Below are 21,586 nucleotides of genomic sequence, written 5' to 3' on the forward strand. Positions count from 1 at the left end.
CCGGTAAGTACCGAGTTAAGGCTGTATCTTATGACTTACAAATCGTCAAATCCGTTGTCATCTCCGACCTTGCCATAATTGCGTGATTTTGCTTCAAAAAAGTCTGTTTTTGTCGCATTCAGCGCTTCGTCTGAGAATGGTTTAATCCAAGGCATACAGTTTACATCTACGCCTTCGTATGCTTTGTCCATACCAAGCAATCTCAGGCGCATATTTGCCATGTATTTGATATAATCGCTCAGCTCGTTCAAGTCGATGCCGCGAACCTCTTTGAGCGTATAATGCGCCCAATTCGTTTCCAGCTCCACAGCGCGGTTAATCATACGATAGACATAGTCCGTATTTTCCTTGGTGTTCAGCTCAGGGAAATCGGACAATAGCTGCTTGAACACTTCGGCAAAGAAGTAGCAATGCTGATTTTCATCACGCTGAATATACGAGATCATTTGGCTGGTTGCCATCATTTTCTGATCACGGGCCAAATTGTAGAAGAAAGCAAATGTGCTGTAAAAGAAAATGCCCTCCAAAATCAAATCGGCTACCATCGCTTGGAAAAAGGTTTGCGGGTTCTGCTCATCGCGGAACTCCTGGTAAATATCCGAGATGAATGTGTTACGCTCCAGCAGGACAGGATCGTTTTTCCAGTATTCAAAAATTTCCTTCTGTTCCTGATCTGACACCAAAGAAGACAGAACGTAGGAGTAGGACTGGTTATGCACCACTTCCTGCTGCCCGATAATCGCCGAAATAGCTTCCAGCGAGGAATCGGTAAAATAGCGTTTTACATCCCCGACAAACATCGTTTGCATGGAATCCAGCACAGCCAGCAGGCCGATGTTAATTTTGAAGGTGCGCTGTTCTTCGGCATCCAGCACAGGGAACTGGGACGCGTCCTTGGACATCGGAATTTCATCTGGAATCCAGTGGTTCAGCAGCAGTACTTTATACAGTTTGTACATATGCGGCATCCGAATATCGTTCCAATTCAAAATACCGGAGCTTTCGCCTTCAATAATACGGGTAGAGCGATTTGGCGCTTCCGTGTTAAAAATCTTCTGTAACTGCATGAGAGCTTCTCTCCTTTAGTTTAGGATGCGCAGCTATCACATTCTTCAATCGTCAGTGCGCGGCTGCGTACATAATAGGTCGATTTCATACCTGATTTCCAGGCATGGATGTGCAGCTCTAAAAATTCAGTTGCTTTAATATCAGGCCGTACATACAGGTTAAAGCTTTGGCCTTGGTCAATATGACGCTGACGTGCAGAAGCCATGTTGATCGAAGCGTGTTGATCCAGCAAGAAAGCTGTCTTGTAGTACCAGATGGTTTTCTCGTTCAAATCCGGTGCTGGGTTAGCGATCTTGTAAGTTGTTTTCTCTTCATAGGAAAGCAACTCATACAATGGGTCAATGCTGGCGGTAGAGCCTGCAATAATAGACGTGGACCCGTTAGGCGCGATGGCGAACAGCCATGCGTTGCGGACACCGTTTTGTTTGACTTCTTCTGCAAGCTCGATCCACTCGGACGTTGTGACAAATTTCCCTTCGAGTGTACCGTCCGTATAGCCACGGGAAGTGAAATAATGCCCGCTAGACCAGTCAGAACCCTCGAATTTCGCATAACGGCCTTTTTCTTTCGCTAGCTCCATGCTGGATTTGACTGCCAGGTAGTTAATCTTTTCATACAAATGATCGTTATAGGTTACCGCTTCATCGGATTCCCAACGGATACCTTCCAGTGCAAGTAGATGATGCAGTCCAAATGTACCCAGACCCACAGCGCGATATTGGCTGTTCGTATATTGTGCTTGCAGCACTTCAATGTTGTTGATATCAATAACATTATCCAGCATACGTACCTGAATCGGTACGAGGCGATCCAGCACACCTGCCGGAACCGCACGAGCCAGATGGATGGAGTTCAGGTTGCAAACAACAAAGTCGCCAGGAATTTTGGAAATAACAATGCGTGTTTGTCCGTCCTTGGTGACCAGTTCTTCTTTTTCCACTACAGTTGCAGATTGGTTTTGCATAATTTCCGTACACAGGTTGGAGGAATATACCATACCATGGGCGCGGTTCGGGTTGGCCCGGTTTACCGTATCACGATAGAACATGTACGGTGTACCTGTTTCCAGTTGTGATTTCATCAGGCGCTTCATGATGTCGATGGCAGGCACTGTAATACGAGAGAGAATGGGATGCTGTGACGCCTCCTCATACTTTTCGCGGAAGGTACCTGAACCGAAGGTTTCATCATAAAAATCTTCCAGGCCCAGTGGACGACCCTTGTCATCTTTCCAGCCCATCACCTTCTTCACTTCATGCGGACAGAACAGATTCCATTCGCCCCGTGCTTCGACCCGCTCCATGAACAGATCGGGCAGACATACGCCGTGGAACACGTCATGTGCACGCATCCGCTCGTCACCGTTGTTCAGCTTCAGGTCAAGGAACGCGAGGATATCCTTATGGAATACGTCCAGATATACGGCAATTGCACCTTTGCGAGTACCCAATTGGTCTACGCTAACAGCTGTATTGTTGAGCTGACGAATCCACGGAATGACGCCAGAACTTGTATTTTTATGTCCACGGATATCGGACCCGCGCGCCCGTACTTTACCGAGGTACACGCCGATGCCGCCGCCCATTTTGCTAAGACGGGCTACATCCGTATTGGAGTCGAAAATACCTTCCAACGAGTCGTCTACGGTGTCTATAAAGCAGCTGGAGAGCTGTCCGGCCACCTTTTTTCCGGCATTGGACATGGTTGGTGTAGCTGCTGTCATGTACATGTTGCTCATCGCCCAGTACGCTTCTTTGACCAGCTCCATACGCTTGTCGGCAGGCTCTTGGTGCATCAGGTACATCGCGATGATCATGTAGCGTTCTTGCGGCAGTTCCATTACGCGTCCATCAAAATCATTGGCCAAATAGCGCTCAGACAGCGTTAATAGCCCGATATAATCGAACAGCAGGTCATTTTTCGGCAATATGGAATCGCCCAGCTCATCAATCTGCTCCTTGGTATAGTAGTCGAGCAGTTCTTGACGGTAAATTCCTTTTTGGACCAAATCGGTAATCAGCGGATAAAAAGCGCCGTAAGGCTCGTCCGCATAGGATTTGTAACGTCGGTGAGTAGCAGCTTTTTTATACAAGGAAGTGAGCAAAGCACGTGCAGCGGCAAATTTCCAGTCCGGTTCTTCCTTACTAACCAATTCAAGGGCAGCCATCGCAAACGCGTTGCTGATGTCATCCCCCGTGACTTCGTCCCGGCGCAGCTTGCTAGTTACACCGCGAATGAGACGATCTTTATCCAGCTTGTCCAGCCCGCTGAGTACACGGTCGGCATATACGGAAATGCGTATTTCATCAAAAGCCAACTGGCGATTGTTTGGTTTGGTTACGAGTTGTGGCATAGGATTAATTCCTCGCTTTCCTGATTTGGAATCATACTTGGGAATAGCATGAAAATGATCATGATGAGAAGATAATGGCGAAAAAAGCGATGGTCAGACAGCATTTGGGGGCTGTATGTAATCCAATAACATAGAAATAGCGATGCACCTGCCAATGAAGGGGGAAAAGATGGTTCCCGTACGATTTATCGGCTACATCACTATATTTAGACGTGTTATGAATATTTAACCCAACATATTGTGTGTATAAACTTAAAATTTCAAATAAGTGCAAGGAGTATTATAGCAACATTCGAAGCCATACGTAAAGGAAAAGGAATGGAAAATCAAAATATGCAGAGAAGTCGCGGGCTGTATTTGAATTGAGGCAGTTTGAACGGTACAATGAATGATAAAGATGTTTCCTACAGAAACAAGCAGCATACATATGAACTTTTTTTGTGAAATAAGGTTGCTCGTTCTATCGGACTGAGGTTTTAGATTTTTAAAGAAGTGACGATTTTAAATTAAAAGGAGGAACTTGGCGATGGCTATTGCAGAAGTGACAGTGATCCCGATTGGAACGGGGAGTACAAGCCTGAGCGACTACGTTGCCCAGATGCAAAAAGTGTTGAAGACGCAAAAAGGAATTACCTATGAGCTTACCTCCATGAGTACGATTATTGAAGGTTCGTTGGACGATGTGTTCACCGCCATTGCTGCGCTGCACGAAGCGCCATTCCTGTCTGGAGCTAAGCGTGTTTCCACCTCGGTCAAAATTGATGATCGCCGTGACAAGCCTTCCTCCAGCCACCAAAAGCTCCGTTCCGTCGCAGAGAAACTATCGGGCACCGCGACAGGAAATGTTACCGAACTAAATCCAAATCCTAGTTGAAAAAGTTGATGTAAGTGATTGATTTTTATGTAACTAAGAGTATAATAGTTTTTGTTGTCAGTTACACTGACCTGCTGGTGTAGCTCAGGGGTAGAGCAACGCACTCGTAATGCGTAGGCCGGGGGTTCAATTCCCTTCACCAGCATAGCTATAAACTCAAGCACAGCGCGGCTTCCAAGCTTTTGGAGGGCGCGCTTTTTTGTGGTTTTGGACAATCTTCTACGCTGAGGTCTTTTTAGTAGGATTATTATGCTATATATAATTAGTTCTTTGTTTTGTTTCATGCTAAAAATCGAATTCTTACATTAGTTGCATAGTATATTGACAGGTGGTTAATTTTGGTGAAAAATGAAGTATGTTTTTAAAAATTATGGAAAGTTTATGCGAAGGGTGGCTATGGCATGAAGCATACACCTACGATACGAGCAGAATTAGACAGATACTTAAAACAAGAGAGCATGAGTCTAACGCAATTCGGGCATATAGCAGGCATGAATAGGGGAATAGTAAGTGCTATTGTGACGGGGAATAAGTCTATGTCTGTTAACCAGCTTGACCTAATTACTGAAGCTATGGATTTACCGGAGGGCTACTTTTACGACTTATTTATAGAAAACTACATCATCGACACTCCCCCGAATATGAGACGAATCGAGCCGTTTTTGTTTCGCTGTGCGGAGTTGGACAAGCTGGATGCGATCCGTCGAGTGGTGGGAAGCATTATGGACAACGTACTCTATTCGCCTAAACTATTTGATATAGCAGAAGTACTATTAGCACAGGGACGACATGAGGCTGCATTGCTGCTCTATGAGGGCGTAGCTGAAGCGGAGAAGTACCAACATTCTGAACGTTTAGCCATCTGTCAATATCGTATATTCACGATTCAAGTTGGAGACGATCAAAGTCGCAATCTCAGTGCAGCTACGATATTTGAAGCTTTTGTTGAACGCCTAGATGAAATAGACCAGCTTGATGCATTGAAGGACTTGGCTAATGTGTACAGGTCTTTGCGTAAATGGAACAAGGTAGATGAAGCGGCGAAAAAAATGAAGCAGAAAGCGAAAGCTCAATATTCGTTAAAACATCAACAAGAGAGTCGAGAGCGTGATGAGTCTGCCAAGAAGCTAAGTCGCCCGTTGTTTGTATATATTTCATATGCCGATTTATTGTGTGCAAGTGTCTGTGAAGCCCAAGGCGACTATCAACAAGCTCTAGATTATACATACACCTACGCTAATCTAGATTGGGTCAAAGAGACTGACGAAGACACTCAACACTGGGTTAGCTTGTTTAAAAGTTGGGCAGAAGGTAATACTTACGTATATAAACTGTTGTCAGGAGATATAAGTGTGCTTCAAGATTATGTTGAATATATTGCAGTGACATCAGCCACTAACGAGAATGAGAAAATCTCAAAACTGTTGAATGTTATAATTTCAGCAAACCAATATAACATAGATGTGGAAGGTATACTTCAACAATTTGAAGCCGAAATAAACGCTTTTGCACAACAGCAACCATCATCAGATGATATGTATACCCAACAGGTGATACCGGATTATATCGCGTGGTTTGGTTACGAGTTAGCTTATTATTATTTACATCGAGGCTCTTACATTGATGGTTTTAAACATTTGATGTATGCAATGGTAAGTTATCATACATTAAATAATGAGACTAATTTTATAAACTGTATGGGTTTGTTTTTACATTTTCGGGATTATGCAGTTTCAGAAACTAAAGCAGCATTTTTAAATTTCATTGAAAAGGTGTGGATGACCAATGTTAAAAAAAATGGTACTGCTGATCATCGCGGCTAGCTTTTTGTTTATTGTTACTGTGCCGGATCAAGCCCTTAACCACCACAATAGTATTCAGCCTTACGTTACCATTGGAGGTGCTTAAACGTAAGCAAAGCAAATCCCCGCTAACCTTAACTGGTCGGCGGGGATTTTTGTTGAAGGAATTACTACATCGTTCACCGAATGAATTATCAAGGTGATCAGCATGAATCATACATATAAAGTGTCAAAATCGGATATAGAACTGTTTGCAGCTACATTAAGCTAGGATCTGTATTTTAAGACGATATATACCATCTTTGAAATTGCACTGGATGTGGGTGTCCAGTCCATTTCTTATTTAGTAACAATAGGGGTTCCAGTCCTACTGCTCATTTTTTTAAATAGTAAGATGGCAAGAAGTAAAGCTATGCTTACAGCGGCAAAACCCAGCCAATTCAAATATAGGACAGATGTACGACTGATGACTAGCCCACCTAATCCAGATCCCAGTGCAAAACCAAATTGGATGAACGAAGTATTTACGCTAAGAGCAATGTCCGGATTTCGAGGCGCCAGAGTAACCAGATAAAGTTGCTGGGCCGGGGAAATACTCCAAGTTGCTAACATAAAAATCATTAAAACCAAGATTAATACCAAGAGATTGACTCCGGCTAGAGCGAATAAAAGAAGAGTCGCCCCTTGTAAGATGAGCCCGAGACAAATGGTAAATTTCGATCCCTTTGCATCTGCCAATTGTCCGCCCACTCTTGATCCGACAAAGCTGCAAATGCCCGCCAGGAACAGAACACCGCTAATTTCTGTCATGGAAAGAGAGGACGTGGCTTGCAAGAAAGGCGTAATATAAGTAAACAGTGTAGAATAGCCGCCGACATAAAATAACGTAATAACCAAGGCCATCAGAATGGTTGGATTTCTTAAAATAGAGAGCTGCATTCTTAGGGTAACCTTTTCTTCTTCTTTGATTGCCGGAACTTTTTTATAGATGATAAGTAATGGAAGAACACTTAATAATCCGATTAAAACAAATAGCACTCTCCATCCAAACATCTCACTAAAAAATGTGCCCATGGGAACACCAAGCACTAGCGAACTGCTAAGCCCCATCAAAATGATACCGATGGCATTGCCCCTTTTTTCTTTTTCAACGAGTCGTGTCGCTACTGCCATGGCTACAACGGTAGCGATTCCTCCGCTAGCCCCTTGGATAATTCGTATCCATAGTACTGTTTCATAAGCAAGATCTACAAACATAAGTCCGTTGCTGGCAATAAACACACCAAGGGTGGTCATTAGTAGTTTCTTGCGATCTGCATTGATCGTTAATGCAATCAAAATCGGAGCGACAATGGCCGCGGCGAGAGCAAACACAGTCACCAATAACCCAGCTTCTGAAGTAGATACTCCCAAGTCCACAGCGATCATCTCAATGACTCCCGTAATAATATATTCAATGGTTCCAATCAGAAAAACAGCCAGTGCCAGGACATAGATGATCCGTTTATTTTTCAATTTACCCCACTCCACCTTCTTCAGTTATCTATTTATAATGGGAATTTGTATTTCTATGAATTGTGCATCTCGTTCTGGAGTTAACGGTAAATATAGTTCCCTACCTAATTCGTTTTCCTTGATCTGATAGTTATTTTTCTCAATCCATTTAGCTAAATGAACACAGGCCGCACCATCAAATTTTGAATTTGAATGAAAAGCCATTGTAGCCATCATCGGTTCAGGAGGAAGAGTCCGTAGCCGAAACGGTTCTGGAAATGACCGCAGCTCACAGGTTAAAAAATAACCGACTTCAAACTCAAACTCATCCTCTTTTCCGTCGATGTCTTTCCACAAAACAACCTGAGGGCCTTGGATCAGCTGGCGAATTTCCGTTGTTAATAACTGATCAAATTGACGAAACAAATCCGGAATGTCCTCTTCTTTCCCGCATGTTTTCTGATAAAAAAACGATTGAGCACCATCTGCCTTGACTCTGACTTCTTGACCCGTTTCGAATTGCCCCTCTTTTTCTATAAGCTGCATACGCTCCTCAATCCTGACGAGTTTGGCTTGTTCCGTATCGATGATATGCTGGATTTCACTTCTTTTCAGCTTAAACATGCCTTGAATATTCTCCAATGAAATATCTTCCTGAAGCAGCTGTTTAATTTGGGGCAATGTAAAACCCAATTCCTTATAGATTAAGATTCGGTTGAGCTCAAGAAGCTGATCTGCGGAATAGTAACGGTAGCCCGTATCGTAATCCACTTTTCTCGGCTTAAGTATGCCAATCTGGTCGTAATAACGCAGTGTTTTTAAGGAGACCTTGCTTAGCCTGGAAAATGTACTGATTTTGAACAAAATATCATCTCCAATCTATAACATAATGTGAGTATACAGTTTCCCGTGCAGGGGAAAGTCAAGGATGTGAATGCTTTTCCTTTTTATAGCTAAGACCGACTGCCATCCTTGTCACCACTCTATGGATTCTGTTGGTTCAAGCCTTAGTAATTGAGTTAATCTATCTATTGAAAAATCCTTCTAAAAGATGCTTTTATTTATTCGAGAAATTTCTCTCATGCCGATTGTAGCACTAGCTATAGCCTAACTGTCCTTTAGCGAACAAAAGGATGCCACTTATCACGGCATCCTCTAGATATTCATTAATCTATCCTGAACTGTACCGGAACGCACTCGTAATGCGTAGGCCGGGGGTTCAATTCCCTTCACCAGCATTCAATGAAACTCAAGCACAGCGCGGCTCCCAAGTTTTTGGAGGACGCGCTTTTTTGTTGGAGTGAGCATTCTTCTCCCAATCAATTCATATTATAACTACAATTGCATGTGTCCTTAGCTTTAGGCTTGTTATCTCCTTATATCTTACAAAGGAGACATCTGCTCAAAATATCAAACGGTGAAGTTAAGTGAATACTCTAAATAAGATTAAATCCCCGCAAACCTTAACTGGTCGGCGGGGATTTTTGTTAAACAATCTAAGGAACGGTGTGTTGAAGATCGTACAGGAAATTTAGGCTTTAACTGGTTCAGGTCTTTTTAATTGAAGAGGAGGAGGTATTAGCCAACCCTTTTCTTTGTTCATTTTTAGAATACGGACTCCCAAAGCAGTCTTAGTTAGATGATATTTCGCAAATAAAGCCCCGATGTCTTCTCTAATGGATTGACCCATAGCTTGGCTGCAAGATGTCAATCCCACAGAGGTATCTAATGCGATTTTAGCTGCAATTTCGGGATCAGTAAACCTTGCACCAACCGGGATATCCTCAAGTTTCACAGGGGGTCTTTCAGGCAAAATAGGAGCTGGGGCAATTCCATTATCAGTAAGCATTGCGTCGCATTCTTGAATTTCCAGTTTAGCTTGATCAATAAGATCATCCAGTACTTTTTTGAGTTCCTTGTCTCCTGCGTGGTTTAAACATGCTTGGTAAAATGAAACGCTGCCTTTCGCTAACGCTGACAACTGCTACACACTATAAATTTCTCCGTAATGCATGGGCTCGTCTTTTGGATTCCCGCTTAGGATACCCATTATAAAACCACTCCTTGTTTATTTTAATGATGTACAAATTTATGATTCCCAGTAGTAAAGAATTAATGTGTGTATATGAAATAAGTTCTATTGGGCATGCTAAATACGTATGTTGAAAAAATGAAGATAATGGTTGTTGTTGCATTAATGATTTCATGTTTTGAAGCGTATATAAAGTCGCTCTGCTGGCTAATCACCGGCAGGCTTTTTTTGTGTTTTGAATTAAAAACGGATATTTGAACCATAATAAGACAGCCTGTTTTATTCCAAAAGTACAGAGGAGCAGATGAATTGAAAAACAAATGGCTGTTGGCATTGCCGTTAACCTTGGCGCTCGTTTTTAGCATGACTCCGTTAGTAGTCGCGCAAGCGAAGGTAGGGGAGGAGAAGGATTCTACTTGCCTAAGTTCCAAAATGGTGCAACTGAAAGGCGATATGCAGAAGGTATGGATCGACCATACGATATGGACGAGGAACTATATTGTCAGCGCCATATCTAATCTTCAAGATCAGAAGGACGTATTGGACCGGCTTTTACGGAACCAGCAAGATATAGGCAATGTGATCAAGCCTTATTATGGGGAAGCCGCTGGTAATAAGCTGACTGATCTTCTGAGGGAGCATATTCTAATCGCAGGGAAAATTGTAGCGGCTGCTAAAGCGGGTAATCAGGCGGATGTGAAAAAGCTAGAGGCGGATTGGCGTACAAACGCCGATGATATCGCCAAATTTTTAAGTGCAGCGAATCCGAACTGGCAGTTTAAAACACTACAAGATATGCTGTATACGCACCTTCAGTTGATTACGGAATTAGTCCTTGACTATATCAAAGGAGATTGGAAAGCGGGTATTGCATCAACTGACAAAAACGAGATCCATATGATTCATTTAGCGGACATCCTGACAGAAGGCATTGTCAAACAGTTTCCTGGAAAATTTTAAGTGAGCGCTATAGACGCTGCAAAGCAGATTAGCTTTCTATGATCACCCCAAAGGGTGATATAGAAAGCTTTTTTATCGGTTTAATGAATCGTTAATACAAGCTCAGTTCTATTGAATCTATTACGAAGCACTCGTAATGTGTAGGACAGGGGTAAGGTGGTTCATGAATAAAAAAATTACAATAAGTCTATTTTATTTCAATAATCTTTTTAAAAGGGGAAATTATATTGTCGGTTCTACTAGTCTTTTTTAGTACGACCTTTTTTACCGAGAAGCCGCCTCAAAATATATTTCAATACATATACTTGGAGCATGAACATATGAAGAACTGGTTTCGAGAAAAAAGGGTAGTTCGCTTATGTAAAATAATATTTTCTTATTTTAAAATGTAGAATGGAGGGAACTTCTTGTGCCACGAGCTTCAGTTATACTGCCAGTTTATAATACTGTGGCTTATGTTTGGGAAGCAGTCCACAGTATTTTAGTTCAAACCTATTCCGATTTTGAATTAATTATTATTGATGATGGCTCAACAGATGGATCCGCTTTTCTTATTTCACAGATAACAGATCCTAGAGTAATTAAAATCTTTCATAGTACCAATCAAGGTTTGGTCGCTACTTTAAACGAGGGATTCAATAGGGCAACTGGTGAATATATCGTTCGTATGGATAGCGATGATATTTGTACGCCAGATCGATTGGATGTGCAAATATCATTTATGGATCAAAATCCCTTAATTGATGTATGCGGTGCTGCTTTTACTACTTCTAGTGGAGGAGTACTTAAGGTGAATCCGGCCAGTCATGAAGAAATTAAAACATGGTTGTTATTCCATTGCTGTATCTGCCATCCTGTCACAATAATACGCAATAGCATGATACGTCGGCTAAACATTCAATATGATAGTAATTATCCCCATGCCGAAGACTACGAACTGTGGAACCGATTAGCTTCTCAGGTACAAATAGCGAACCTCCCCATAAACTTATTGTATTATCGTCAACATAAAGGACAAGTGTCCAATCAGTACAAAGCAATACAAGACGCCACTGCTCGGAGAATTCGACAAAGACAGTTTAGCCAGTTGGGCTTGGAATTATCAGATGAAGAAAATCAGATTATGCTGGATATTCTTGAGTATAAAATTAATCCCTATGATTATAATTGCTACACTAAAGCTGTAGGATTTGCGAATTGGGTGTTGGATCAAAACTGTAAGTATCAGATTTACAATCAGGAACTATTAAGCATGGCTTTTTCACGGTGTATATCCCATCTCCCATATTAACAAAGATATCAGCAAGCGATTGGAAAGTATCCTAATATCCCGCTGGCGTGTGTAAATGGGGTGTTTTATGTTTACCTGAATGCCCGGTCATAAAACATATTTACACATATATTAAAATGACGACAAATAAAGGAGGGCTAAAGCTATGAGCGGATGTGCAGGTGCAGCTGTTTGCGGTGTGTGGACTTCTACAGCGGCCATTTTGGTGCTCTATATCCTCTTGGTTATCATCCTTAAATCATGTTGGGTTTAATTTTGTGAAAAGAATTGTATGATTTCATAATCTGCCCGAAATTAGATTAGATAAAAAGCTCTGCTAACCCTATGGGTCGGCAGAGCTTTTTTCTTTTGAACAATTTCTTAATCACTTTAAATATATCGAACATGCTGCGATTGTACACCTTATTGTAAGCAACCTTGCGTGGGTTTCTGGTCCACTTAAGCCGCGAGGCATCTTGAGTCCTGCACAGCGGACAGTCTACCTCTTTTGTTGTTTATTTCGTTGAATACTCGCTTACTTCAAATGTAAGGATTTTATTGAATATTACGTAGTCCTTACGGTTGCTGAATGGACCTTTGTTATTATTATGCTTATCAATGGCAAAGAAAGAAGCACCTCTCCCGGCATCTTTAGCATCATACCAAGCGACAAAGGCATTCAGTTCTTTTTTACTCAGATCGAATTCCTTATCCAATCCATTGTCCATCGTTACAACCAAGATGGCACGGTCACCACTAGGTTGTTCTGGTTCGGTTGGATCAGACGGATCGGGCGTGGATTTCTTTACAATAGCATTTGCTTCATTGGATACAACTTGATCCATGGAGATATTCGCAGAAACTACGTAATAATAGGTAGTGTTTTCTTCAACTTTATTATCAGTATAAGAAGTACCAGAAATATCTGAGGCAATTTCTTCATACGGACCCCCAGGGGCTAGTGCTCTTTCAATTTTATAAGTAGTGACTCCTGTTATTTCATTCCACTGCAATTGAATATTTTCTTCATTCCCTGTTGCATTAAGAGTTAATGAATTTTCAGGTTGTTGGTAGGGGAGGAACCCTTCTGGAATACTGTGCGTGAATGGAGTCGCACCAAAATTTGTGTCAAACGAAAAGCTGCCAGCTGAACCACCTGTGATCGAAGGAGTCACAATCTCTCCTGGAAGATCGCTTGGTTTAAAGGTACTTGTATAAACGAATACACCATTCTTATACCAGCTTATCTTGTCATCATCCATATTCAAAGCCACACCAATAACGTCTTTTAATGTGTAGGTTGTTCCAGAAGAAACGATCCCCGGATAAGTGTTTCCGTTTGCAGCATAATACATCCAATTCTGAAGAGCTCCTGCACCTGGTCCATTGTATTGCTTACCTTCACCGACGATACCAATGCCAGTTGTGGTACTTGCTTGAGCTGTTACTGTGACTTCCCAATACCATTTTCCTTTGGTTTTTCCCACACTTGCTTTAGTTCCACTTGAATCTACGGTGGCCGAAACAGACTGGCTCTTTTCCCACACTACGTTTTTTGTAGCAGCGTATGTCGAGGAACTAAAACATATTAGAGTAAAAAATCCCAGTAGCAATAATGACGAAATAACTCTTTTCAACAAAATCTCTCCTTATTTATGTATTATTATGCGAGTTTAGCAGTTTCAATATGTATCGTCTAAACATTTTAATGCATATATTGAATAAGAAGTAAAATAATTACTTTTTAACAATGAAACGTAACAATTTAATTCTGTTTTTGCTTAAAAGAAAAAGCCCCGAAGGGCTTACATGATTAAAATTTATTGATTTTCTTTCGTGAGAAAAGAAGCTGCTAACAGTGTAGTATTCGTATAGCCACCTGAAACATTTTCATATGAAAAATTAGCGATAGGAACTCCAATAACTGTAGCAACGTCTCCTTCAAAAATTTCTCCACTTGCTCCCGGATAAACTGCCATTACTGTATTATCATTTTCATCACTAATATAAACGATAGCCGTTGTCCCTATAGGAATATTATCTTCTTCTATATCTATTACATCCCCGCTTATTTTTACAAATTTGTTTAAGTATAAGTTCAAATTTTTATTTAAGTGTTTTGTTGTTACGGATTTGTCTACTAGATTAATGACTTTGCTTTTATCTGTGGAAGGAAATAAGTCACTGTTTTTAGCAATGAAGTCATAAGAGGTTTGTTCCATAGAAGCTTGATCTTCTGTTAACACGGGTGTTCCATCTTTCAAGAATTCAGCAAATAAATATTCTTTATCTGTGACCTCATTTGTAGAAGCTTGCTGAGCAGTATTTTCATTGCTTACTGTTTGTTCAGTAGCAAAGGACGTGCTTGAAGACCCAGACCTTGTCGTTGTTTCTTTAAAATTGCTTCCACAAGCTGTTAGAGCTACAGAAAGTAGAGCAATGAATAGAACCTTTTTTAACATGACGAATTCTCCTGTGAGTGTCCTCATCGGTTGAGGTAGTTGCTCATTTTATCTTGTTACCTTTATTATCGAATATTAGTGTTGAATACATAATACTTTTAAGTTTAACAACAAGGATAATACAGTGGATTTTTCTATTCTAGAGGCCTTTCATTAATATGTGATATCGGACGCACTGAATTGCTAAAAAATGTATAAATTACTCATTCTATCAAATTAGGCAATACCGCAAAGGCGGGGGTTATCTCCTTCACCAATAACTTACAAACTCAGGCACAGCGTGGTCCTAGGCTTTTAGAGACCGCTATTTTTGTATAAAAATGGAGGATGTAAGGGTATTAAAAAAAATAAATATTCTATATTTTTGGTTTGTGCTAATATATCTCTATTCAAGTACAACTAGAAAAGAGGATATTGTGTGCACCATGACAAGGAATTAAAGCTTGCAGAAACAAATATTGCAAAAGGTATTGCTGTAATACTACTTTTGATCCATCACCTTTTTGCTTTTCCTGACAGATTAAAGTACGACTATGTTTCATTATTTAGTTTATTTCATGAAAGAGGGGAATTTTATGTAGGACATTTTGGGCAAATAGCAATATCTATTTTTTTGTTTCTAAGTGGTTATGGATTATATAAGAGCAATGTTCAAAATCCACATCATTTGATGCAGAAAAGCTTTACAAGATTAAGCAAAATAATGATAAATTACTGGGTTGTTTTTTTGCTTTTTATCCCAGCTGGTCTATACTTTTTTGGAAATTCTGATAGGTTTCAAAATAATTCAATAATGGATTTTTTGCGGAATTTTATAGCCCTATCAAGTTCATATAATGGTGAGTGGTGGTTTTTATATGATTATATTCTGCTGCTATTAATTTTTCCGGTCACCTTCCAAGCCTTTCAACGTAACGCATGGGTAACTCTACTCATTTCCGGCCTTGTTTTTTATAATTCATATTCACAAGGAAATTATTACAGTATTATGTATTGGCAGTTGCCGTTTATGATAGGGTTGTTCTTTGCTAAATATAAATTGTATTCATGGATGAATAAGATTTATAATTCCATCATATTTAATAACATACTGTTTGATATTATAATAATTGTAGTGCTATTTCATTTTCGTACCACGAGTCAATTATTTGAGAAGACAACGATTGATATGATCATAGCTCCTGTACTTATCCTCGTTAGTATTCATTTAATGAATAAATTAAAACTAGCCAGACCTTTCGCTTACTTAGGTAAAAATTCAATGAATATTTGGTTAACTCACACCTTTTTTTGTTATTATTATTTTCAAAGTATTGTTTTCTTCCCCAAGATATCTATCTTGATCTTGTTGTGGCTAACGTTGTTAACGGTCCTTACTTCAATTGTAGTTAACAGCATCATTAGTCTCATTAATACCAAAGTGTACACAAAAAATATTGATCTAAGTACAAACAAAGTTGGGGGCCAAGTGTAGGTGTGCAAAGCTTTGGTCTAGGAAAAATGTATCATCCAGTATAGCAATGTAGGCGTGATTTCGAGATTAGGGTAACGGTGAAAAAAGGACTTCATTGGCATGTTAGCCGATATGAAGTCCTTCATCATGTTTATTTCGTTGAATATTCGCTTACTTCAAATGTGAGAATTTTGTTGAAGATTACGTAGTCTTTACGATTGCTGAATGGACCTTTGTTGTTATTGTGCTTGTCAATGGCAAAGAAAGAAGCACCTCTACCAGCATCTTTAGCGTCATACCATGCGATGAAGGCATTGAGTTCTTTTTTACTCAAATCGAATTCTTTATCAAATCCATTGTCCATCGTTACAGTCAGAATGGCGCGATCACCAGTTGGCTGGGTGGCCCCATCGGTATCTGACGGATCCGGCGTAGTAGATGGATCAGGCTTTGTAGACGGATCCGGTGTAGTAGATGGATCAGGCTTTGTAGACGGATCCGGCGTAGTAGATGGATCAGGCTTTGTAGATGGATCCGGTGTAGTAGATGTACCCGATTCTTGGTAAGGCAAAAATCCTTCAGGGACTGGATATTTAAATTGGCTAGCACCGAAATTAGCAGTATATATAGTAGGCCCTTGTAATAGATCGTTGCTTATGAAAGGATGTATAGGAGTACCGACTAAAGAAGGGGTATACTTTGAAGCACCTTGTGATACACCGTTGTTGTAGAAGGTTATTGTATTATTTTCTAAATCTAAGGCAACCGATATCACATCATTTGCCATGAAAGATTTTCCATAATCATAAATACCAGTGCCAAAGGCAGGGCTTGTGGGACCGATATTCACCCCCAAGTGACTACCGTAAATGATTCTTTTTGTCTTGTCTGCACTAGCGACTCCGATGTATCCACTTCCTTTATCAAGAGTTACTTCCCAGTACCATTTTCCTGAGTTTTTACCTATCATAGTAATATCGTTTTGATTCCATTCAGGAATTGTTTTTGTTAAAGACCCATTTGTCCAAGTCACGTTAGTAGTCTCAGCTTTTGTAACGGTAGGGAACAATGAGAACACCGAAACCCCAATGAGAAGGGCTAACACTATTATTCCTAGTTTTTTGAATATAATATTTTTCATGACTTCCTCCTAAATATATGTAATAACAAGTGAATTATAGAACTGGATTGGGATAATTGTCCAAACATTAAATGATATATATTCCAATATGAGTATTATTATGGAATTTAATTTGTTGACTTCAGAATTAGATTAGTATGAGGCGTGGGATTCGATATTCATAATGACCTGGCATATTCCATATGACTAAGTAAGTGCTTTTTTGCTCACATAGAGGAGGGATATGATTGGATGCATTCGTTTCACGCTCATTAGATGAAATACGATTTTGGTCCAGGATTATGAAGGAGCATTCCTTTTTTCTGGGGTTAGGTTTTAGAGCGGAAGATACTCAACTTAAAACAGAAGCCAATCAGTTTTACGCTATTTTTGAGGATATTGAGAAAAGATCGTATGAATTTAATATCGAGACAGATCCTTATACAATCAAAGAGTTTAATACGGAAGTTCAGAATGCAGCGACAAATATTTGGGCATTTAAGAGAATGGTATTGGGTCTTATATTACAATGCAAGCTTCCTGGGCAAACCAATTTCCCCTTACTGGTAGATCACGTAAGCCGGGAAGCCAATTATTTCAGAAATCGTTTAGGAGAACTCAATTCAGGAAAGCTTGAACCATTACCCGATGCAATTATTGATGAAAATGTATTTTTCTTAAAAATCATGGCCGATCACGCAAAATTTATAGGCCATTTGCTTGATCCATCCGAACGTAAACTGGTTGAACAAGCGAGGGAGTTTAGTAATGATTTTGATATGCTGATGTTTCAAGCGATTGACCTAAGTCATATGCGGCCACAGTCACAAACCGTTCCACTCCTGAGTCAATTTGTTGATGAGAACCGTGTCTCTGTGAAGTCTTTGCGTGATTTTAAGAAAACAGCGCGTGATTTAATCGATGAGTGCCGAATAAAAAGCATTATCCATCCTTTATTGGCCGATCATGTATTTCGTGAAGCTGAGAGGTTCCTTTTTATTCTCGATATGTTTGATCAATCCTTATCAGGTGTTAAGGTGAACAAGAGAGAAATCATGCACTAAACTTTAAAGTGGACAAAAAATCAAACAGCGGCAGACCAAGACTTGAAAAATAAAGTTTTAGACAGCCGCTGTTGTCATCCAACTAACGTGTATGAGTACATAGAAAATCCAATATGTCAGCATTAAGCATCTTATGGAAATGTTCGCGATCAAAGCCGGGAGGGTCTTGCGATGGGAGAAAGGCCGGAGTCCTCATCGATTCCGGGAAAGGACTCAGAAAGGAGAAATGTCCGGCGTTTTTTACTGTTTTGTATTGCACCTTCTTAGGATCTGGCACGCCATCTAATATTAAACGAGCGTGTAAAGAAGGAGTGTACTGATCCTTCTCTGCATCCATCATTAAGATAGGTAGATTAACCGCACGCAAGCTACCTTCAGCTCGAAACCAGACCGACGCTGGCGCTAGTAAAACGAGACATTTTACTCGGTAATTTGGTGTAACCTCTATAAGCTGGGGCTTTCCGTCCGAGGTCTCGTGAGGCAAAGAAGTCGGCACGCCACCCGCCACCGCTAATGCCGTGTAACCGCCCATGGAATGTCCGATGAGAGACACAGCATTCTGTATTAATTTGTCCTTGAACAGCATACTATCGAAAAACCAGTCGGTGACCATATTAAGGTGTCTAGGTCTATAGGTAAGATTCTGTGCTGTTCCTTCCAAACTATTGTCATTTCGATTGTTAAATGGATGCTCTGGAATGCCGACAATAAAACCATTGCGTGCTAAATGCTGCGCCAAAATCCGATACACAAGCGGCGTACTGCCAGTACCGTGAGAGATGATAACCAAAGGGAATCTTCCTTCTGATAGATCTGCCTCTCTCGCCAACTCTAACTGGTATGGACCCAATCGCTCTATTTGTTCGGGTTCGTCCGCTGGATACATTACCATCATGGGAAATGTAATGCCTAGGGAGGAATCCTTTATTTCTACTTCTCGCCATCCTGCATAACTATTCTTAAATTCTGCGTTTCTTATCATCCACCATACCTTTCCTTTCTCGAATTAGCACAAAATACGTATGTTTATTCTGTATTAAAGCTCGTCATTATTGCATTTTAAATCCAAATATCATTGACTGCCGTTAATTCTGACTCTGCTCCTCCAGTATTTACTACACCTCTCGGCTCTACTAGCATGATATGGCACTCCTGATGTGCGAATGGCTTGTGTTCGACCCCCTTAGGTACAATAAACATTTCTCCCTGAGAAACCTGTACCCGTCCATCTCTAAAATCAATGAACATCTCACCTTCAAGTACAATAAAGACCTCGTCGGTATCTTGATGATCGTGCCATACAAAATCCCCAACTATTTTCACCAATTTAAATTGATAGTCATTCATTTCACCAATAACTTTCGGAGACCAATGATCACTAAACTTAGATAACTTTTCATTCAGTTTGATGGATTGATACTTCATAATACCCTCCTTTTAAACTAGATATCCTCAGACGGATTTATAATCGCCAGAACCTGGTGATCCTCCCATTTTCCGTTGATCTTTACGTTGCTTCGAGAGATGCCTTCTTTATGAAAGCCAGCCTTCTCAAGCACACGGATGGATCCTGGATTCCGAGGAGAGGCTTCCCCGAAGATCCGGTGAAACTTTAGCTCATCGAAAGCATAGCGAACCACCTGCTTCACCGCCTCCGTCGTATAGCCCTTGCCGTTATATGCTTGGTCTAGGCTGTATCCGATCATACAGCTCTGAAGCGGTCCCCTCACCACAAAAGATAGATCTATGCTGCCTATAATCCGGTCGTCCTCCTTGTGACATACCACGAAGGAATATTTCCGGTCCTCCATCATGTCGGCCTTGCTCTTAATAATCGTCTGGAGCTGGTGCTCCTCCGTATAGTACTTCTCTTGGTTGTTTGGCGAAAACTTCTCAAACAATTCCCGATTGCGCTTGTACATTGCTGTCAATTCTGCGGCGTCCGTCTCCTCAGAGAACCGGATGTATACTGGCTGCTCCAACATCTGCACCATCCTTCCAAACTGTAATATTGAAAGAATTATATCACAGGCTGAAGACTAGGAAATTGATTTGACGAATGGTGTATATCAGGAAGCATTCCTTTGAATGTTAACTAAAAAATATATACCGTAATTATTGGAAGGGATATAATGTTTTCTAAAAAAAGGAGGATATATTGTAATGAATAATGCTTACGAAGTGCTCGAGGAGCGCATATCTGAATGGGGACTCTCTAATGAAGAAATTATTGCGGTTTATATCGTTGGGTCCCGTGCAAGAGAGGACAAACCTTTTGATGAGTTTTCTGACTTGGATGTAGTCGTCTTTTCAACGAATCCAGATTACTATCTTCAAAATGATCAATGGTTACTAAACATTGGCAAGGTTTGGACCAGCTTTATGTTTCGAACGGCAAAAGGAGATCCAGAAAAACTAGTTCTCTTTGACCAAGGGGCTGAGGTTGATTTTCTATTCCGTCATACTTCTGATCTGGATCATATAATCAAAAATGGGCATATTCCTGAAGGATTTCAGCGTGGGGTTAGGATGCTGCTCGATAAGACGGGAAATGGAAACCAAATCATCCCTCAAACCACTACGATCCCGGGTACTCCTCCGATATCTGAAGGTGCTTATCTACAGGTTGTTAATATGTATTGCTTCGCCTCTCTATATGTGGCTAAACAAATTTTGCGCAATGATCTGTGGGTAGCTAAGCAAAGAGATACGGACTGTAAACAATTATTGCTGCAAATGATAGAGTGGCATGCAAAAGCTGTACATGGATCGGAATATGATACTTGGCATGCAGGGAAATTCATAAATGAATGGGCTGATCAAGATGTGTTTGCTGATTTGAAAAAATCTTTTGGGGAATACGACCCCAATCATAGTTGGGAAGCACTGATCGTATCCTTGGAGTTGTTCAAACGGTTATCCTCGGAAGTAGCAGCTAAGTATAAATACGCGCATCCGAATGAATTATTTTCCCATATTCAAGCCTGGTTAGGGGGACAATATGATAAGCATAGATAAAAAGTCGGACACCCTAATTGTTGTGCTGCATGAGATTTATGGGATTAACCAGCATATACAAAATTTTTGCAGCCTATTATCGGATCAGGGTTATGACGTCATTTGTCCAAATTTACTAGGCAAGGAAACACCTTATGACTATTCGCAAGAGGAAACTGCCTACACCAATTTTATGGATAATATAGGATTTGAGCGCGCTTTCTATCATATCGAAAGTTTATTATTAAGTATTCGAGCTCGTTATAAAAAGGTATTTATCGTCGGCTTTAGCATAGGGGCAACGATTGCCTGGCTGTGTAGTAAAGAAAAGTATGTTGATGGAATCGTAGGATACTATGGCTCTCGTATTCGAAATTATTTAGAAATAGCTCCACATTGTCCAACATTGCTTTTTTTCCCACAGGAAGAACCATCATTTAATGTGCATGAGCTCATTTCAATTTTAGACAACCGTAATATCCGGGTACATAAATTCAGTGGACAGCACGGATTCAGTGACCCGTACTCTCCCCGATATAACGTACACTCAGCCCAGCAATCATTTAAAGAAATGGTAGGGTTTTTCAAGGAAGGTTGATCAATGAACAGTTCATCTAGCCCACACCTTTTTCATTGT

General features: G+C 40.6%; 19 protein-coding genes, 2 tRNA genes and 1 pseudogene. 11 read left to right on the forward strand and 11 right to left on the reverse strand.

The window, feature by feature from the left end:
• Window positions 1-35 precede the first annotated feature (35 nt).
• A complete protein-coding gene (locus MKY24_RS02545) occupies window positions 36-1,067 on the reverse strand; it encodes a ribonucleotide-diphosphate reductase subunit beta (protein ID WP_023986750.1) in 1,032 nt (343 codons plus the stop codon).
• 20 nt (window positions 1,068-1,087) lie between these two features.
• Window positions 1,088-3,421, reverse strand: a complete 2,334-nt coding sequence (locus tag MKY24_RS02550; protein WP_339201360.1) for a ribonucleoside-diphosphate reductase subunit alpha — start codon at window positions 3,419-3,421, stop codon at window positions 1,088-1,090.
• A 526-nt stretch (window positions 3,422-3,947) separates the two neighbouring features.
• On the opposite strand from MKY24_RS02550, the gene MKY24_RS02555 reads away from it, so the two are divergent.
• From MKY24_RS02555 to MKY24_RS02565, 3 genes are all read left to right on the forward strand, one after another.
• Window positions 3,948-4,295: an MTH1187 family thiamine-binding protein gene (locus MKY24_RS02555; protein WP_013308518.1), complete on the forward strand. Its 348-nt coding sequence runs from the start codon at window positions 3,948-3,950 to the stop codon at window positions 4,293-4,295.
• Between the two features lie 73 nt (window positions 4,296-4,368).
• Window positions 4,369-4,440, forward strand: a tRNA-Thr gene (locus tag MKY24_RS02560).
• Window positions 4,441-4,696: 256 nt separating this feature from the next.
• Complete coding sequence (locus tag MKY24_RS02565) at window positions 4,697-6,118, forward strand: transcriptional regulator (protein ID WP_075153676.1); 1,422 nt, start codon at window positions 4,697-4,699, stop codon at window positions 6,116-6,118.
• A 318-nt stretch (window positions 6,119-6,436) separates the two neighbouring features.
• On the opposite strand, the gene MKY24_RS02570 is transcribed toward MKY24_RS02565, so the two are convergent.
• Window positions 6,437-7,612, reverse strand: a complete 1,176-nt coding sequence (locus tag MKY24_RS02570) for an MFS transporter (RefSeq protein ID WP_028541186.1) — start codon at window positions 7,610-7,612, stop codon at window positions 6,437-6,439.
• 24 nt (window positions 7,613-7,636) lie between these two features.
• Window positions 7,637-8,455: a helix-turn-helix domain-containing protein gene (locus tag MKY24_RS02575; protein ID WP_339201363.1), complete on the reverse strand. Its 819-nt coding sequence runs from the start codon at window positions 8,453-8,455 to the stop codon at window positions 7,637-7,639.
• 310 nt (window positions 8,456-8,765) lie between these two features.
• Between MKY24_RS02575 and MKY24_RS02580 the strand changes: the two genes are divergently transcribed.
• Window positions 8,766-8,826: transfer RNA gene (locus tag MKY24_RS02580), tRNA-Thr, on the forward strand.
• 296 nt (window positions 8,827-9,122) lie between these two features.
• Here the strand turns inward: MKY24_RS02580 and MKY24_RS02585 are convergent.
• Window positions 9,123-9,641: pseudogene (locus MKY24_RS02585) on the reverse strand (DUF3231 family protein).
• A gap of 291 nt (window positions 9,642-9,932) precedes the next feature.
• Here MKY24_RS02585 and MKY24_RS02590 point away from each other — a divergent pair.
• The 3 genes from MKY24_RS02590 (at window position 9,933) to MKY24_RS02600 (ending at window position 12,127) form a co-directional block, all read left to right on the forward strand.
• Window positions 9,933-10,583 (forward strand): glycosyltransferase, encoded by a 651-nt coding sequence (locus MKY24_RS02590; RefSeq protein ID WP_339201364.1) that lies wholly within the window; start codon window positions 9,933-9,935, stop codon window positions 10,581-10,583.
• A gap of 409 nt (window positions 10,584-10,992) precedes the next feature.
• A complete protein-coding gene (locus tag MKY24_RS02595) occupies window positions 10,993-11,874 on the forward strand; it encodes a glycosyltransferase family 2 protein (protein ID WP_071639358.1) in 882 nt (293 codons plus the stop codon).
• Window positions 11,875-12,019: 145 nt separating this feature from the next.
• Window positions 12,020-12,127 (forward strand): hypothetical protein, encoded by a 108-nt coding sequence (locus MKY24_RS02600; protein WP_023986758.1) that lies wholly within the window; start codon window positions 12,020-12,022, stop codon window positions 12,125-12,127.
• A gap of 241 nt (window positions 12,128-12,368) precedes the next feature.
• On the opposite strand, the gene MKY24_RS02605 is transcribed toward MKY24_RS02600, so the two are convergent.
• Both MKY24_RS02605 and MKY24_RS02610 read right to left on the reverse strand, forming a co-directional pair.
• Window positions 12,369-13,490, reverse strand: a complete 1,122-nt coding sequence (locus MKY24_RS02605) for an SPRY domain-containing protein (protein WP_220030665.1) — start codon at window positions 13,488-13,490, stop codon at window positions 12,369-12,371.
• Between the two features lie 183 nt (window positions 13,491-13,673).
• Complete coding sequence (locus MKY24_RS02610; RefSeq protein ID WP_339201365.1) at window positions 13,674-14,315, reverse strand: hypothetical protein; 642 nt, start codon at window positions 14,313-14,315, stop codon at window positions 13,674-13,676.
• Between the two features lie 418 nt (window positions 14,316-14,733).
• On the opposite strand from MKY24_RS02610, the gene MKY24_RS02615 reads away from it, so the two are divergent.
• Complete coding sequence (locus MKY24_RS02615) at window positions 14,734-15,789, forward strand: acyltransferase family protein (protein ID WP_339201366.1); 1,056 nt, start codon at window positions 14,734-14,736, stop codon at window positions 15,787-15,789.
• A 130-nt stretch (window positions 15,790-15,919) separates the two neighbouring features.
• On the opposite strand, the gene MKY24_RS02620 is transcribed toward MKY24_RS02615, so the two are convergent.
• Window positions 15,920-16,909 carry an SPRY domain-containing protein gene (locus tag MKY24_RS02620; RefSeq protein ID WP_339201367.1) on the reverse strand — a complete coding sequence of 330 codons (990 nt, stop codon included), beginning with the start codon at window positions 16,907-16,909 and terminating at the stop codon, window positions 15,920-15,922.
• Between the two features lie 227 nt (window positions 16,910-17,136).
• On the opposite strand from MKY24_RS02620, the gene MKY24_RS02625 reads away from it, so the two are divergent.
• Window positions 17,137-17,952: a DUF2935 domain-containing protein gene (locus MKY24_RS02625; RefSeq protein WP_071639362.1), complete on the forward strand. Its 816-nt coding sequence runs from the start codon at window positions 17,137-17,139 to the stop codon at window positions 17,950-17,952.
• Window positions 17,953-18,034: 82 nt separating this feature from the next.
• Here the strand turns inward: MKY24_RS02625 and MKY24_RS02630 are convergent, their stop codons facing one another.
• The 3 genes from MKY24_RS02630 to MKY24_RS02640 all read right to left on the reverse strand — a co-directional run bounded on the left by MKY24_RS02630 (window position 18,035) and on the right by MKY24_RS02640 (window position 19,937).
• Complete coding sequence (locus MKY24_RS02630) at window positions 18,035-18,847, reverse strand: alpha/beta fold hydrolase (RefSeq protein ID WP_339201369.1); 813 nt, start codon at window positions 18,845-18,847, stop codon at window positions 18,035-18,037.
• A 164-nt stretch (window positions 18,848-19,011) separates the two neighbouring features.
• Window positions 19,012-19,377, reverse strand: coding sequence for a cupin domain-containing protein (locus MKY24_RS02635; protein WP_025721907.1), 366 nt, complete (start codon window positions 19,375-19,377; stop codon window positions 19,012-19,014).
• A 17-nt stretch (window positions 19,378-19,394) separates the two neighbouring features.
• A complete protein-coding gene (locus MKY24_RS02640) occupies window positions 19,395-19,937 on the reverse strand; it encodes a GNAT family protein (protein ID WP_339201370.1) in 543 nt (180 codons plus the stop codon).
• Window positions 19,938-20,115: 178 nt separating this feature from the next.
• On the opposite strand from MKY24_RS02640, the gene MKY24_RS02645 reads away from it, so the two are divergent.
• Window positions 20,116-20,970: an aminoglycoside 6-adenylyltransferase gene (locus tag MKY24_RS02645; protein WP_339201371.1), complete on the forward strand. Its 855-nt coding sequence runs from the start codon at window positions 20,116-20,118 to the stop codon at window positions 20,968-20,970.
• Window positions 20,954-21,547: a dienelactone hydrolase family protein gene (locus MKY24_RS02650; protein WP_339201373.1), complete on the forward strand. Its 594-nt coding sequence runs from the start codon at window positions 20,954-20,956 to the stop codon at window positions 21,545-21,547. Before MKY24_RS02645 ends, MKY24_RS02650 begins: the two co-directional genes overlap by 17 nt.
• Window positions 21,548-21,586: the final 39 nt, after the last annotated feature.

Source organism: Paenibacillus sp. FSL P2-0322 (assembly GCF_037975315.1).
GTDB classification, from domain to species: domain Bacteria; phylum Bacillota; class Bacilli; order Paenibacillales; family Paenibacillaceae; genus Paenibacillus; species Paenibacillus polymyxa_B.